Raw genomic sequence first — 13,806 nt, forward strand, 5'->3', positions numbered from 1 at the left:
TTTGAAGTATTCCATTATTGTTTCTTTATCTGTCGGGGATATTGTAACAACCCACTCTTTTAATTTGATAGGGAAAGTTATTTTACTTTCATCAATCTTTATTAACTCTAACTTATTATAGAAGGTCTGACAATTTTTTGATAATTGCGGATATTCGCACATATCGTTTATTACTACATTTCCTTCATCATCTAAATTGATGTCAAACCCTAAATATGATTCTAATTTTTTCATTATACTCTTTAGTAATAAGTATTATCATATTAGGTAAAAGGCAAGTTTTTATCAATTTTACCCCAAAAATTTTTTTTGTGTTTTGCATTGTTTAAGGCATTATCCCCCTAATACAGGATTTGATACCCGGCAGGAGGGGACTCGGGATTCCTTCAACTAAACACCCCCCCCGTAGGCAGGGGTTGTATCGTATTATTTTCATTATTATTTGGCAGTTAAAGTAATAGTGCTTAATTTTGTTATGCTAAACAATCTTGTATGATACAAATACCCACCTACTTCAGAAGAAGATTAAATCAAATATTAAACTCTCAACGACTTGAATGGGATTACGAAACTTTTATTCAGGAATACAATTCCTTTCATAACAATTGTAAAGAAGTAATTGATAATTTTGATAATCACAAATTAAATATTGAAAAGAATAATTACCTTGAAAATCCACATTTCACATTACATATAGTAAAGAATAGAAATACATACGATAGTGTAATCGCACAAGTAAAATGGAAGTTTCCAATTCAAAATAAAATTAAGAAGTTAAAGTATCATCCTATATTCATTGGAACTACAAAACAATTAGGTTTGGATATAGAATCTCAAAGTGTGTTACTCGCATCTAAAGAAACTATTAAAGATTACTTTAACGAAAAGTCATTGCCTCTTCCTGTAGATTATAATATGTTGAATGAATATATGGAACTAACCGAAGCATTTGATTTAATAAGAAGTAAAAAAGATGAAATACTTGCACGGCTAAACCCTGAATTTTATGTGTCCAAGAATAAAACTAAATCTAATTACAAGGCGATAGTTGCGAATATAAAATGGGGGTTTCCATATCCCGGACGAAGTGGGTGTCCAAGATACATACCTTTCTATATTGGTTCTGAAAAAGACATAACAGATGATGTTAAAACTGATAAATTCAAACTGATTGTTAAACCAAAAGTCATTGAATATTTGAAACTTAATAGTTATTTTTAATGATAAATAAAAAATAATTCTAAAAACATATATAATATTGTATTATTATTTTATATCTTTGCATTGTGATTAACACCAATCTTTTAACGATTGGTTTTTTTACCGAAAAAGTAATGATGTAAAAATATATATGTTTTTAATCATTACAACACAAAAGAAAATTTACACAATTGTTATGAGTAGTTATTATAATTCAACCAATCTTATCTCTTTAGGTGATGTATCAAATCTCCTAATGATGAACTCTATTCCGGCGGTAAAAAAATGGTTAAAGTCCAAAAACATCTTTATGAATAAGATATCAAAATCATATTATGTTTATGAAGTTGAAATTTTCACCGAATTGGAAAAAGAATACGCTCTTAACTTGAGAAGAAATTATCCGGCTCATTGGAAAGAAATGTATAGATGTGTAACAAGAAGTGAGTCAATATATAATTTAGTATTGATTCAAATTGGAGAGGAAATTGTGCATAAACCTATATATAAGGTTAAAACAAGAGGGTCAAAAGATGAAAAATTATTACAAGAATTACTATCTATATGAAAAAATTAACTTTACCAAAAAACCACTTAAAAGGGTTGAAAATTTATTGTAATAAGTGTAAAAAATACAATCCTAAATGTAATCACATTGATGATTTACTTTATAGAGTTGTAGTCCATATACCCGGAACAAAAAACTCAACCAAAATAAAAACATTGATTTCAAAAAACTACGAAGACGCTGTTAAGGAATCAATAGATATTATTAAGGAGTTAAAATCTAATGATTATAGAGATTTATCTACTGATAATGATAATAAAGAATACACTATGATTGGTGCGATTCTTAAATATAATCAATATTTAAGTGGTGAATACGAACTTAAACATTTAATTAAGAAAGTGTCGGAAGGTCATCGTAAAGAATCATTAAGATTTATTAAATTATTTTGTAATGTCTTGAAGAGTCATCATAACTTTGAAATTATGAGAGTAAGAGATGTCTCGGTTAAAGATGTCTCAAGGTTTTATGAATCAATGGAGAGTCATTATGGAGCTCGGACATTTAACAAATGTATGATATCACTTAAAAGTTTCTTTAATTTTTTGATTGAGATTGAAAAAGTTGATATGAAAAACCCATTTTCAGTTTATAATTCTAAATCTGTTTTATCAACGATAAATGAAACGATAACAAAAGATGAATTTGAAAGAATACTTGATTCTATTGATAGTTCAGATTCCTTACACAAATTAGGTGGTAAAGGAGAGGTTAAGAATATGTATCGTGATTATTTGAAACTTGGTTTTAAGTTGTTTCTTTTAACCGGTGGAAGAAGAGAAGAAGTAGTTGATTTACGATGGTCAGATATATATTATTCGGGTGACACTTATTTTTTTATGATTAAGAATAAGAAGGTAGAAAGAAATCAAAATATAGATGGTGATTTTAATAAGTATATACCAATCAATTCAGACCTTTTTGATTTATTAAATGAAATAGGTTATGAGGAGAAAAAAACTTCAAAGGATTTTATTTTGTGTCCTGATAGGAATGAAAGTGTATTAACGATAATGAATACATTAAGTAAATCTTTTACTTTTTATAAAAACAAGTCGGGTGTTACAAAAAATATATCTCTAAAACACCTCCGTAAAACTTATATAAGTTGGGTTAATCAAGTTATGGGAACTGATACAAGAATTTTAACTTCTCATTCAACTGATGGTGTGTTAAAGGAACATTATTTAGACCCAACAATATTAGATACTATTCAAAAAGGAATGTTGAACATTAAAGTGTTTGGACAATAAAAGAAAATCCCCGTTTGGGGATTTTTTTATGTCCTTTTTTCAATAAAAATCGACATCAAACAATAAAATTCCTTACTCCATTTCCTTACTCCATAAAACACAAAAAAGAGTGACTTCCAATAAAAAACCCCTTAACAACTGATTATTAAGGGGTTTTGTTGTAGCGAGAGGGAGATTTGAACTCCCGACCTCAGGGTTATGAATCCTGCGCTCTAACCAACTGAGCTATCTCGCCATTAAATATTTTTGCATTTCTCAATGCGGGTGCAAATATATAAATAATTACTTTCTTTCCAAAAAATAAATCGAAATTTTACAATTAAAAATTTGTTATAAAAAATAATGTAAATAATAGTTGTGGTATCATATTTTTTTATATTTTGCTAAAAATTTATAGATTCAATTATGAAGCCAAAAGTTAAGTACGAATTAGAGTTTCCAATACACTCGTCACCACAATTACTATATCAATATATTATTACGCCATCTGGTTTATCGGAATGGTTTTCTGATAATGTAAATTCGCGAGGAGAATACTATACTTTTATTTGGGATGATTCGGAAGAAAATGCCAAATTGGTTTCTAAAAAAACAGGTGAGAAGGTAAAATTCAAATGGTTAGATGAAGATGGTAAAGACACTGAATATTATTTCGAACTTAAAATTCAAGTCGATGAAATTACAAATGATGTATCTTTAATTGTTGTTGATTTTTCTGAAGAAGACGAATTAGCTGAAAATAAATTATTGTGGGAAAGTTTGGTTTCCGATTTAAAACACGTAATTGGTTCGGTTTAATTTTAATAATTAAGTATATTTGCTCCCGCTATAAAAGGCGGGATTTTTTTTATGATTAATTATAACGGAAGCATTCAAGATACTAGTAATTATAGTATTGAAAATAATAGAGGATTTCTTTTTGGTGATGCCATTTTTGAAACCATTAAAGTTAATGGAACTAAAATATTGTTTTTAGAAGAGCATTATTTGCGTTTAATGGCTTCGATGCGAATTTGCAGAATGGAAATCCCAATGAATTTCACAATGGAATTTATGGAAGAAGAAATTTTAAAACTAATTGCATTACAGACAAATAAAGTTAGTAATAGAATTCGTTTTTCTGTTTTTAGAAATGCTGAAGGATTTTATAATCCTACATCAAACGATGTGCAATTTATCATTACTTGTTCTGAATTGGCATCTGATAGTTACGTTTTTTCTTCAACTACTTATGAAGTGGAATTGTTTAAAGATTTTTATGTTTCCAAACATTTATTGGCTACTCTAAAAACCAATAATAAAATGATTAATGTTGTGGGGAGCATCTTTGCAAAGGAAAACGGATTTGAAAATTGCTTATTAATTAATGAAGATAAAAATGTAGTAGAAGCTACAAATGGTACTATTTTTATGAAAATGGGCAATCAAATAATTACACCACCCACTTCGGATGGTTGTTTAAATGGTATTATGCGAAAACAAATTATTGCTATTGTAAATAATATGGATACTATTGAAATGATAGAAAAAAGCATTTCACCTTTTGATTTGCAAAAAGCAGATGAATTATTTATTTCAAATGTCATTACAGGAATTCAACCTATTACAAAATACCGTAAAAAAGAATTTACTTCAGAAGTAGCCAAAGAAATTACAGGTTTATTAAATGCTTTAATTAATTAAGCGTTGGATTTTCTGGCGAATTAGAAAAGTAAATATATTCGCCACCAATTTCGTTTAATTTTTCTTTCCAGAAATTTTGGCTGTTTTTACTAATAATTTTGTGTTGCAATTCATTTTCCACAATTATCCAAGAATTATCATCTAATTCTTCGGCTAACTGATTGGTTTCCCAGCCGCTATATCCTAAGAAAAAACGAATATTTTCTTTAGATAATTTTCCAGCATTAATTAGTTCTTTTGTAGTTTCAAAATTACCACCCCAATATAAACCATAAGCAATTTCAATACTATCTGGGATAAGTTCAGGTACGTTATGCAAAAAATATAAATTGTCTTGTTCTACAGGTCCGCCATTATAAATCATAAAATTCGCATCAATTTCAGGAATCAAATCATTTATGGAATAGGAGAGCGGCTTATTCAGTATAAAGCCCACACTACCATCATTAGAATGTTCTGTTAGTAAAATTACAGATCTATTGAAAGACATATCATTTAATATGGTTGGTTCTGCAATTAGTAAACAACCTTTTTTAGGTAACAATGAAGTCATAAGCCATTTAATTTTAATTGAAATTAAGAAAAATAATTTAATTGAACAAATTATCCAGTTTAATATTACATTATTAAATGTATGTAAATTATTGAAATAAAAAAAACCTCTTAGAAACTAAGAGGTTTTCAAATAAATAAAAAATATTTATTATTTGTTTACTGATCCATCTAAGTCAGCACCAGCTTTGAATTTTACTACATTTTTAGCAGCAATTTTGATAGTTTTTCCAGTTTGAGGATTTCTTCCATCTCTTGCCGCTCTTTTAGAGATTGACCAAGATCCGAAACCTACTAAAGAAACTCTACCACCTTTTTTTAATGTACCTTCTACACTTCCTAAAAATGATTCTAAAGATAATTTAGCTGCTGCTTTTGTAATTCCAGCTGCTGCTGCCATTGCATCGATTAATTCTGATTTGTTCATAATTGATAGTTTTAAAATGATTATACATAATTTTGTTATACAAATTTAAATGTATCATTAAACTACACAAGCATTTATAGCTATTTTTGCTTAAAATGTTAATAAATTATAGCAAATGTTAATAACGTGGGGTATTTTGCCCTGTTTTTAGCACTTAAACTCACTTAACATAGGCATCCGCACCAATTGAAGTACCATTTAAAAGCTCGTGAATTTGCATTTTCTTTTTGCCTGGAAATTGCAAACTATCAATTTGTATGAAACCATTAGATACGGCAATTTTCATTTCCTTTTTTCCAGAAATAATTTGACCTATACTATAGGTATGTGTTTCTTCTATAAATGTAGTGTCATAAATTTTAACATTCCACTCATTTTCTCCATCTTTAATAAATGTCCAAGCGGCAGGATAAGGACACAAACCTCTAATTTGATTGTAAATTTCATTTCCAGGTTTCGTCCAATCAATTTTACAATTGTCTTTATTTAGTTTATAAGCTGTTTTTAAATCTGAATTTTCGGATTGAATAGTAGTTTCCACTTTTCCATTTTGTATTAAATGTAACGTCTCAATTACAGTATCGCATCCTAAATGCATTAATTTGTCGTGAAGCTGACCTACGTTTTCATTTTCATCAATTGCTACCTTATGATTTAAAATCATAGCACCCGTATCAATTTTATCGTCAATAAAAAAAGTAGTTACACCGGTTTCTGTTTCGCCATTAATAATCGCCCAATTTATAGGGGCGGCTCCTCTATAATTAGGTAACAAAGAAGCGTGCAGATTAAATGTACCATATTTTGGCATTTTCCAAACCACTTCAGGTAACATTCTAAACGCTACTACGATTTGTAAATTGGCAGCATAGCTGGCTAATTCTTCTAAGAAATCTTCGCTTTTTAAATTGGTAGGTTGTAAAATCGGAATGTTTTTTTCTAATGCATAGGTTTTTACCGCACTAACTGAAACTTTCTGACCACGTCCTGCAGGTTTGTCTGGCGCCGTAATAACAGCAGCTATTTCAAACTCACTTTTATATAGTGTATCAAGAATGCCAACTGCAAAGTCGGGCGTTCCCATAAATATGATTCTTAATTTTTCCATATTATTGTATTTTTTTTACTTTTTACCGCAGATTCGCAGATTTAAAAAGTCAATTCTCAAAGTTTTCGACAAACGTTCATTTTTTGTCTAATTATTTTTACTTAATTTGATACTTATTCGAAGCGTTTAAATAAATAATATCATTTTCTAATAAGTTCTGAAGGGCAAAGATAATTTCTTCTGTTGAAAAAGTGAGTACATTTTCAATTTCATTTGAAGAAAGTGCTCCTTTATGTAACAGAGTCTGAATTTGTTCTAAAACCGATTTAGGTGCTACTTTGTTTTTTGAGGTACAATACGAACAAATGCCACAGTCTTTAGGATTCTCTTCTCCAAAATACTTGGAAATTAAAACCGATTTACAAGTAGTAGTATCTGTCACAAAATGAAGCATTTGTTTGTGCTGCGCAATTTTTATCTGATTTTGATTTTCTAATAGTTTAACCACACGGTTAATAGTATAACTGTCTTCGCGTGGTTCGTTATATAGAATAGAAATATCATTGCTCTGTAGTTTCAATTCTATTATTTCTTGTGCTTGTAGTTTATTTAAAACGGTAATTACTTGTTCTTCTGTTTTTCCAGATTTGGAAGCAATAAGTGCGGTATTTATACTCGTAACTTGTTCGAAAATACCAGTGTAATTTCGTAAAATGGTTTCTATAATTTCTGCCTCTTTCATATTTAAACTGCAATATCGAATGACTTCTCGACTTTCAATATTAAACTGTAAACTGGCTTTATTGCTTATAAAATTTTGAAGCGTAATAATTCCTTGTCTATCGAGAAATTGCAAACACGCAAATGTTTTGGTTACCGAAATATTAAATTTCGAACAAAATTGATTTAAATTTAAGTAAAAAACTTCTTGAAATCCTTCTCCGTATGCAATTTGAAAATGGTTGTTTAAATTTTTATACACCAAATGCAAAAATTCTTTATTGGGTAAATTACCAGCAAACAATTGTAATACATTTTCCGATTGTACGTCTTGAGTAAGTAATAAGGCGTAGGATTTCTCACCATTTCTTCCCGCTCTACCAGCTTCTTGATAGTAATTTTCAATATTATCAGGAATTTGTAAATGCACTACCGTTTTTACATTTGGTTTGTCAATTCCCATTCCAAAGGCGTTTGTGGCGACTATTATTTTGGCTTTTTCATCCAACCAAAGTTGCATATTTTTATCCTTTTCTTTGCCTGATAATCCACCGTGATAATAGGTTGCTGTAAAACCAAAATCGGTAAGTATTTTGCTGATTTCTATACACGATTTTCTGTTTTTTACATATACGATTGAAGGCTCAGGATTTTTTAAGAAAATTTGTTTCAATTTTCCAAGTTTATCTTCTGTTTTTATAATATGATATCCTAAATTCTCTCGCGAAAAAGAATTCTTAAAAACAACTGGATTTTTTAATTGTAAAAGCGTACAAATATCCTCTTGAACTCGTGGGGTAGCTGTAGCAGTTAACGCAATAAACGGCACCGTAAAGTAGTCTTTTAATGCTGAAATTTTTAAATAAGCGGGTCTAAAATCGTGTCCCCATTGGCTAATACAATGTGCTTCATCAATCGCAACTAAATTAATATTCAGGTTTTTTATTCGTTCTAAAACCCAATCTTGTTGTAATCGTTCTGGCGATAGATATAGAAATTTATAATCGCCAAATACACAATTGTCTAATAAATTATTGGTTTCTTCAAAAGAAATACCACCCGTTAAAGCAATGGCTTTTATATTTTTGTTTTTTAAATTTTCAACCTGATCTTTCATTAAAGCTACAAGCGGCGAAATAACCAAACAAATTCCAGGCTTTAGTAGGGCAGGGATTTGAAAACAAATAGATTTTCCACCACCTGTTGGTAACAAGGCAAACGTATCTTTACCGAGCAAAACAGTAGTGATAATTTCTTCCTGAGTGGGTCTAAAAGCAGTATGTTTCCAGTGCGCTTTTAATACATCTAACGGTTGATTCATTAGATTGAATTAGGATTTTAAATGATTGATGATAAATTGAAATCGTTCTGCTACAGACGTTTTTGGCACTTCGTGTAAATCATAGCCATATTTTGTATACGTGTCTACCAAATAATTATGAATTTTGGTAGCTTCCTCATAGCTTTCGTATCGTTCGGCATCGCTGGTGTAAATTTCTTCCCAAGGTGGTAATAAAAAAACTTTGTCGTATTTGTAGCTTTCGCAAGCGGCAATAAATGCTTCAGGATAAGTGTCGCCAATAAAATCCATATACGCCACTACATCAGGGATACCTCTATCAATAAAAACAGTTTTTTCTTCTGTAGTTGCCTTTTCGAATTGTTTAATTCTTCCTTCTAAAAGGCGTTCGCTAAACAACATCGGATTTTCCAAAAACAAATAATCAACACCTTCTTCTCGGGCTTTTAAAATTACTTCTCTTGAAATTTCAGGATAACAAATGTGTCCTTCTGCTTCTAAATGATTAATTAAGGTTGTTTTTCCAGAACTTGGACCACCAATTAGGAGTATAATTTTCTTATTCATTTTACGGCTTTAAAAATCAAATGTACTATCATTTTTTATATTTTGAAAATCTTAATTATTTAAATTTTCAAATCAAACATTATAAACGTATATTTGTTCTTTATTATTAAATTAAAATGAATAAAGAAACCGAAGATTTTTACATTAGACTTAAATCGGAATTAGAAGAATCAACCACTTGGCCTGCTGTGTATTTATACAAATTTATTGTACCAACTAATGCTACAAATGTAAACACAGTTGAAAACGCCTTTAATAATATGGGCGCAGTAATAAAAACACACGCTTCTAAAACAGGAAAATACACCAGTATTTCAATTAATGTTACCATGCAAAACGCAGATGCAGTAATTGAAAAATACCAAGAATTAGCAACAATAGAAGGAATTATTTCATTATAAATATGGCATACAACAACGAAGAATCAATTAATTATTTAGAATATAATTCGCAACGGGAACATTTAATTATTCCTGAATACGGAAGATATGTTCAAAAATTAATTAACCAAATTACAGCTATTGAAGATAGAGAAAAGCGTAACAAAGGCGCTCGATATGTAATTTCGGTATTGGGAAATTTGAATCCACATTTACGTGATGTGCCAGATTTTCAGCACAAGCTTTGGGATCAATTGTTTATTATGTCTGATTTTAAATTAGATATCGATTCTCCATTTCCTATTCCTACAAGAGAAGTAGTGCAATTGAAACCAGAACGTTTAACGTATCCACAAAACTTTCCAAAATACCGTTTTTACGGAAACAACATCAAATATATGATTGATGTAGCACGTAAATGGGAGGAAGGCGAATTGAAAAATGCTTTAATCATTGTGATTGCCAATCATATGAAAAAATGTTTTTTAAGTTGGAATAAAGATACGGTTACGGATGAAGTTATTTTTAATCATTTATTAGAATTATCTAATGGTGAATTGAACTTAACGTCAATGAAAGAAGAACTTTCTACGTCGCAAAATTTATTGAAAGTAAATAAAAAACAGTCAAATAAAACGCAGTTTTTTACTAAGAATGATACGTCTACTACCAACAGAAATCCAAATAGACCGCCAGCAAACCAAAACAGACCGCAACAAAATAACAATAGAAATCAGAATGCATCTAATGCAAAACCGAATTCGCCAGATAATACAAAAGCCAATTTAAATAATCCAAATTATAAAGGCGGTAAAAATTTTAAACCAAAAAATAATCCTAATAATATAGTATAAATGGGAACATTCAAAATTGAAGGCGGAAAGCCCTTAAAAGGAAATGTGCAACCACAAGGTGCAAAAAACGAAGCATTACAGGTTTTATGTCCTGTTTTGTTAACCTCAGAAAAAGTTAGAGTAACTAACATTCCTGATATTATTGATGTAAACAAACTAATTACTTTATTAGGTAACTTAGGTGTTAAAATTCAGAAAAACGGACCTGGTGATTATACGTTTCAAGCGGACGATGTAAATGTTGGGTATTTAGAAACGGAAGCTTTCAAAAAAGAAGGTGGAAGTTTACGTGGATCTATTATGATTGTAGGGCCTTTATTAGCTCGTTTTGGAAAAGGATTTATACCAAAACCAGGTGGTGATAAAATAGGAAGACGTCGTTTAGATACCCATTTTGAAGGATTTATTAATTTAGGTGCTAAATTTAGATACAATAGAGAAGACCATTTTTATGGTGTAGAAAACGAAGGCCGATTAAAAGGCGCGTATATGTTATTAGACGAAGCGTCTGTTACAGGAACCGCTAATATTGTAATGGCAGCAGTTTTAGCCGAAGGAATTACAACAATTTACAACGCAGCGTGCGAACCGTATTTGCAACAGTTATGTAAAATGTTAAATTCAATGGGAGCGAAGATTACTGGTATTGGTTCTAACTTATTAACTATTGAAGGTGTAGAATCTTTAGGTGGTTGTGAACACAGAATTTTACCGGATATGATTGAAATTGGCTCTTGGATTGGCTTAGCGGCTATGACAAAAAGTGAAATTACAATTAAAGATGTAAGTTGGGATAACTTAGGACAAATTCCGAACGTATTTAGAAAACTTGGAATTACTTTAGAACAAAAAGGAGACGACATTTATATTCCTGCACACAAAGATGGGTATGAAATTAAAACCGATATTGACGGGTCTATTTTAACGGTTTCTGACGCCCCTTGGCCAGGATTTACGCCTGATTTACTAAGTATTATTTTAGTAGTTGCTACACAAGCAAAAGGAGACGTTTTAATTCATCAAAAAATGTTTGAAAGCCGTTTGTTCTTCGTGGACAAATTAATTGATATGGGTGCCAAAATTATGTTGTGCGATCCACACAGAGCGGTGGTAATGGGACATAATTTCGAATCGCAATTGAAAGCTACTGTGATGAGCTCTCCAGATATTAGAGCGGGTATTTCGTTATTAATTGCAGCACTTTCTGCAAAAGGAACCAGTACCATCCAAAATATCGAACAAATTGATAGAGGTTACGAAAGAATAGACGAACGATTAAGAGCGCTTGGCGCGAATATTGTAAGAGTATAAATAAAAAAAGCGACAGAGATGTCGCTTTTTTTTATTGTTTTTTAGGGGTTTTGTTCGGGTTTTGTTCGGAGTTTGTTCGGTAACGCTACGAGAAAACGGGGCTTTACAGCCGATTTACCGAACAACTACCGAAGGAATACCGAAGAAATGTATGTTTAATGTATGATTTTTTGCTTTAAGAAATTAAGAATTATAAGTACAAAACCAACTTCAAAGTTTGCCAAAAACCCCAAATGTCGTGTAAATGCTATTGGTGGTAGTTTTTATTTCAAGTTTCTTATTCTATTTTCTTTAACAATCTATAATAAATTACGTTTCCGTTTCCTTTACCGTCATCTAAACTCATTATTAAATTTCCTTTTTTTAAAAATTCGTTTATGTCAATCGCAAATAAATTCACACCCTAAAGCTCTTGATAATCTTTAATTTCTTTATTATCAATAGTTAAAAATTGTCCGTCTAATTTATAATTTGGCGTTTTATCAAATGGTAAAACTTTAAAAACTTCTTCTAACTCTTTAGATGTATATTCATAATCCTTATCAGACATCATTGAATATACTTTACCATTTTCAAAAAACGCAAACCATTGATGTTTTTGAGGCCAAGGATTTACTTGATTTAAATTTTCCTCATTAGGAATTTCGACTTTTTTCCAAAAACCTATTAATTCACTCAATTTTGGTGGTCCGCCTGCTTCTGATTTATTGTCTTGTGCAAAAAGTGAAATTGAAAATAGGGTCAATAAAATTAGTAGTATCTTTTTCATTTTTAAGTTATAATATTTTTTATCGTTCAGTTTTTTCGGTCGCAAAATTACCTACAACGTTTTATGGCTTTACGTCAGTTGCGGACTACGTAAAGACGGGGTTTTTATTAATTTTATTTTTCTTGCGAACTCGTAATTCCACTATTTTCCGCAATTGCGTAAAACCACTGTTGTAGGTAGTTGTTATTTTTCTGTCTTTGTTTCATTCTTATTTGGCAATCTGCTAATTGCTTCTTCTTCAATCTTTTTTGTTATTTCCTTAGGAGTATAAACATTTAAGCATATTAATGAAAGACATAAACCTATAAGAAAAGTAATAACAGATATTGCTGTTTTGTTAAAATTGTAATGTACAATTAATACAATAAAACCTAAATTTAAAAACAGAAAAAGTGTAATAACTTTAGTCCAAGTTGAATCAAATACATCAACCCATATTAAACAAGACACAATAAAAAATAAAGGAATTAATATATACAACCAAAAATCAGGAATCTTTTTAGTTATTGGTTGTGTATTTATGTAAGTATTCAAATCACAACCAAAATCTTTTAGTAAGTTTTTGATTTCATCTGCATCCCCTTCTAATTCTTTTATTTTAATCTTCTTTGCCATAAACTATGAATCAGACGGTTTTACAATTTTATATATATCGTTATCGACTGCTCCCAAAGTCCATTCAGAAGAATTATTGTCTTTTATTAAAACAATCTTATTTTTTATTAAAATTATGTTTGTACCCGCAAAGCTATGTAAATGCTCACCTTTTTCATTTTCAAATAAGTTTGTTCTTTTAAAAGCATCATAAATATCTTTTGATAAAGTTCTAACTTCGTCTTTATTCGAGGAATTTAAATTAAGCTCAAATACTATAATTGCGCCACTATCAAATGGATAAACCGTGGATTGCATACCTACATTCGGTTTCAGACGGCTACTAAATACTCTTCTGAAATTATTTATATAATTTTGTATGTCTTGTTTTTCCATTTTAATATTTTTTACAAATATCTTTCTTTTTAGTTTCTCAAACAACATTTTCTACATCGTGTTTTTCAACGTGTAGTATGTTTTACAATTACCTACAATTTGTATATATGCGAAACTTTCAAGCCACTTTTATTCCAAATTGTAAAGATTGGCGAAAGTTTTTTTTCGATTTCTAATTTTTCAA

17 protein-coding genes and 1 tRNA gene are annotated in these 13,806 nt (G+C 30.1%); 8 read left to right on the forward strand and 10 right to left on the reverse strand.

The genetic code is table 11. The annotated features are described in order from the left end of the window. Nucleotides 1-234, reverse strand: a 234-nt coding sequence (locus ACIQ16_RS05875) for a hypothetical protein (protein WP_396149561.1), incomplete at its 3' end; no start/stop codon positions are given. A gap of 258 nt (nucleotides 235-492) precedes the next feature. On the opposite strand from ACIQ16_RS05875, the gene ACIQ16_RS05880 reads away from it, so the two are divergent. The 3 genes from ACIQ16_RS05880 (at nucleotide 493) to ACIQ16_RS05890 (ending at nucleotide 3,021) form a co-directional block, all read left to right on the forward strand. Next, entirely contained in the window at nucleotides 493-1,221 is a 729-nt protein-coding gene (locus tag ACIQ16_RS05880) for a hypothetical protein (RefSeq protein ID WP_396149564.1), read from the forward strand. Nucleotides 1,222-1,510: 289 nt separating this feature from the next. Then, complete coding sequence (locus ACIQ16_RS05885) at nucleotides 1,511-1,768, forward strand: hypothetical protein (RefSeq protein ID WP_396149566.1); 258 nt, start codon at nucleotides 1,511-1,513, stop codon at nucleotides 1,766-1,768. Further along, a complete protein-coding gene (locus tag ACIQ16_RS05890) occupies nucleotides 1,765-3,021 on the forward strand; it encodes a tyrosine-type recombinase/integrase (RefSeq protein ID WP_396149568.1) in 1,257 nt (418 codons plus the stop codon). The genes ACIQ16_RS05885 and ACIQ16_RS05890 overlap by 4 nt, the downstream gene beginning before the upstream one ends. A 161-nt stretch (nucleotides 3,022-3,182) precedes the next feature. Here ACIQ16_RS05890 and ACIQ16_RS05895 read toward each other — a convergent pair. Then, nucleotides 3,183-3,256, reverse strand: a tRNA-Met gene (locus ACIQ16_RS05895). 170 nt (nucleotides 3,257-3,426) lie between these two features. Between ACIQ16_RS05895 and ACIQ16_RS05900 the strand changes: the two genes are divergently transcribed. Together ACIQ16_RS05900 and ACIQ16_RS05905 are read left to right on the forward strand one after the other, a co-directional pair. Continuing rightward, the gene (locus ACIQ16_RS05900) at nucleotides 3,427-3,819 is read left to right on the forward strand and encodes an START-like domain-containing protein (RefSeq protein WP_396149570.1); all 393 of its coding nucleotides are present in this window, start codon (nucleotides 3,427-3,429) and stop codon (nucleotides 3,817-3,819) included. Nucleotides 3,820-3,870: 51 nt separating this feature from the next. Further along, nucleotides 3,871-4,704 carry an aminotransferase class IV gene (locus ACIQ16_RS05905; RefSeq protein WP_396149572.1) on the forward strand — a complete coding sequence of 278 codons (834 nt, stop codon included), beginning with the start codon at nucleotides 3,871-3,873 and terminating at the stop codon, nucleotides 4,702-4,704. Here ACIQ16_RS05905 and ACIQ16_RS05910 read toward each other — a convergent pair. From ACIQ16_RS05910 to ACIQ16_RS05930, 5 genes are all read right to left on the reverse strand, one after another. Continuing rightward, nucleotides 4,697-5,257 (reverse strand): YqgE/AlgH family protein, encoded by a 561-nt coding sequence (locus tag ACIQ16_RS05910; protein ID WP_396149574.1) that lies wholly within the window; start codon nucleotides 5,255-5,257, stop codon nucleotides 4,697-4,699. The genes ACIQ16_RS05905 and ACIQ16_RS05910 overlap by 8 nt on opposite strands. 150 nt (nucleotides 5,258-5,407) lie before the next feature. Beyond that, on the reverse strand, nucleotides 5,408-5,683 hold the full coding sequence (locus tag ACIQ16_RS05915) for an HU family DNA-binding protein (protein WP_396149576.1): 276 nt from the start codon (nucleotides 5,681-5,683) through the stop codon (nucleotides 5,408-5,410). A gap of 160 nt (nucleotides 5,684-5,843) precedes the next feature. Continuing rightward, entirely contained in the window at nucleotides 5,844-6,791 is a 948-nt protein-coding gene (gene fmt, locus ACIQ16_RS05920) for a methionyl-tRNA formyltransferase (protein ID WP_396149579.1), read from the reverse strand. A 97-nt stretch (nucleotides 6,792-6,888) separates the two neighbouring features. Further along, the gene (locus ACIQ16_RS05925) at nucleotides 6,889-8,772 is read right to left on the reverse strand and encodes an ATP-dependent DNA helicase RecQ (protein WP_396149581.1); all 1,884 of its coding nucleotides are present in this window, start codon (nucleotides 8,770-8,772) and stop codon (nucleotides 6,889-6,891) included. Nucleotides 8,773-8,781: 9 nt separating this feature from the next. Continuing rightward, a complete protein-coding gene (locus ACIQ16_RS05930) occupies nucleotides 8,782-9,318 on the reverse strand; it encodes an AAA family ATPase (RefSeq protein WP_396149583.1) in 537 nt (178 codons plus the stop codon). 116 nt (nucleotides 9,319-9,434) lie between these two features. Here ACIQ16_RS05930 and ACIQ16_RS05935 point away from each other — a divergent pair, with 116 nt between their 5' ends. Genes ACIQ16_RS05935 through murA form a run of 3 tightly spaced genes read left to right on the forward strand, consistent with a single transcriptional unit; the run spans nucleotide 9,435 to nucleotide 11,863 of the window. Further along, nucleotides 9,435-9,719, forward strand: a complete 285-nt coding sequence (locus ACIQ16_RS05935) for a DUF493 family protein (protein WP_396149585.1) — start codon at nucleotides 9,435-9,437, stop codon at nucleotides 9,717-9,719. A gap of 2 nt (nucleotides 9,720-9,721) precedes the next feature. After that, nucleotides 9,722-10,552, forward strand: coding sequence for a DUF4290 domain-containing protein (locus ACIQ16_RS05940; protein ID WP_396149587.1), 831 nt, complete (start codon nucleotides 9,722-9,724; stop codon nucleotides 10,550-10,552). Then, nucleotides 10,553-11,863, forward strand: coding sequence for a UDP-N-acetylglucosamine 1-carboxyvinyltransferase (gene murA / locus ACIQ16_RS05945; protein ID WP_396149589.1), 1,311 nt, complete (start codon nucleotides 10,553-10,555; stop codon nucleotides 11,861-11,863). A 403-nt stretch (nucleotides 11,864-12,266) separates the two neighbouring features. On the opposite strand, the gene ACIQ16_RS05950 is transcribed toward murA, so the two are convergent. The 3 genes from ACIQ16_RS05950 to ACIQ16_RS05960 all read right to left on the reverse strand — a co-directional run bounded on the left by ACIQ16_RS05950 (nucleotide 12,267) and on the right by ACIQ16_RS05960 (nucleotide 13,622). After that, entirely contained in the window at nucleotides 12,267-12,632 is a 366-nt protein-coding gene (locus ACIQ16_RS05950) for a hypothetical protein (protein WP_396149591.1), read from the reverse strand. A gap of 183 nt (nucleotides 12,633-12,815) precedes the next feature. Next, on the reverse strand, nucleotides 12,816-13,247 hold the full coding sequence (locus ACIQ16_RS05955; RefSeq protein WP_396149593.1) for a hypothetical protein: 432 nt from the start codon (nucleotides 13,245-13,247) through the stop codon (nucleotides 12,816-12,818). Between the two features lie 3 nt (nucleotides 13,248-13,250). Further along, nucleotides 13,251-13,622: a hypothetical protein gene (locus ACIQ16_RS05960; protein WP_396149595.1), complete on the reverse strand. Its 372-nt coding sequence runs from the start codon at nucleotides 13,620-13,622 to the stop codon at nucleotides 13,251-13,253. Between the last annotated feature and the right edge of the window lie 184 nt (nucleotides 13,623-13,806).

Origin of the sequence: Flavobacterium sp. (assembly GCF_044360715.1) — a bacterium.
GTDB lineage: Bacteria > Bacteroidota > Bacteroidia > Flavobacteriales > Flavobacteriaceae > Flavobacterium.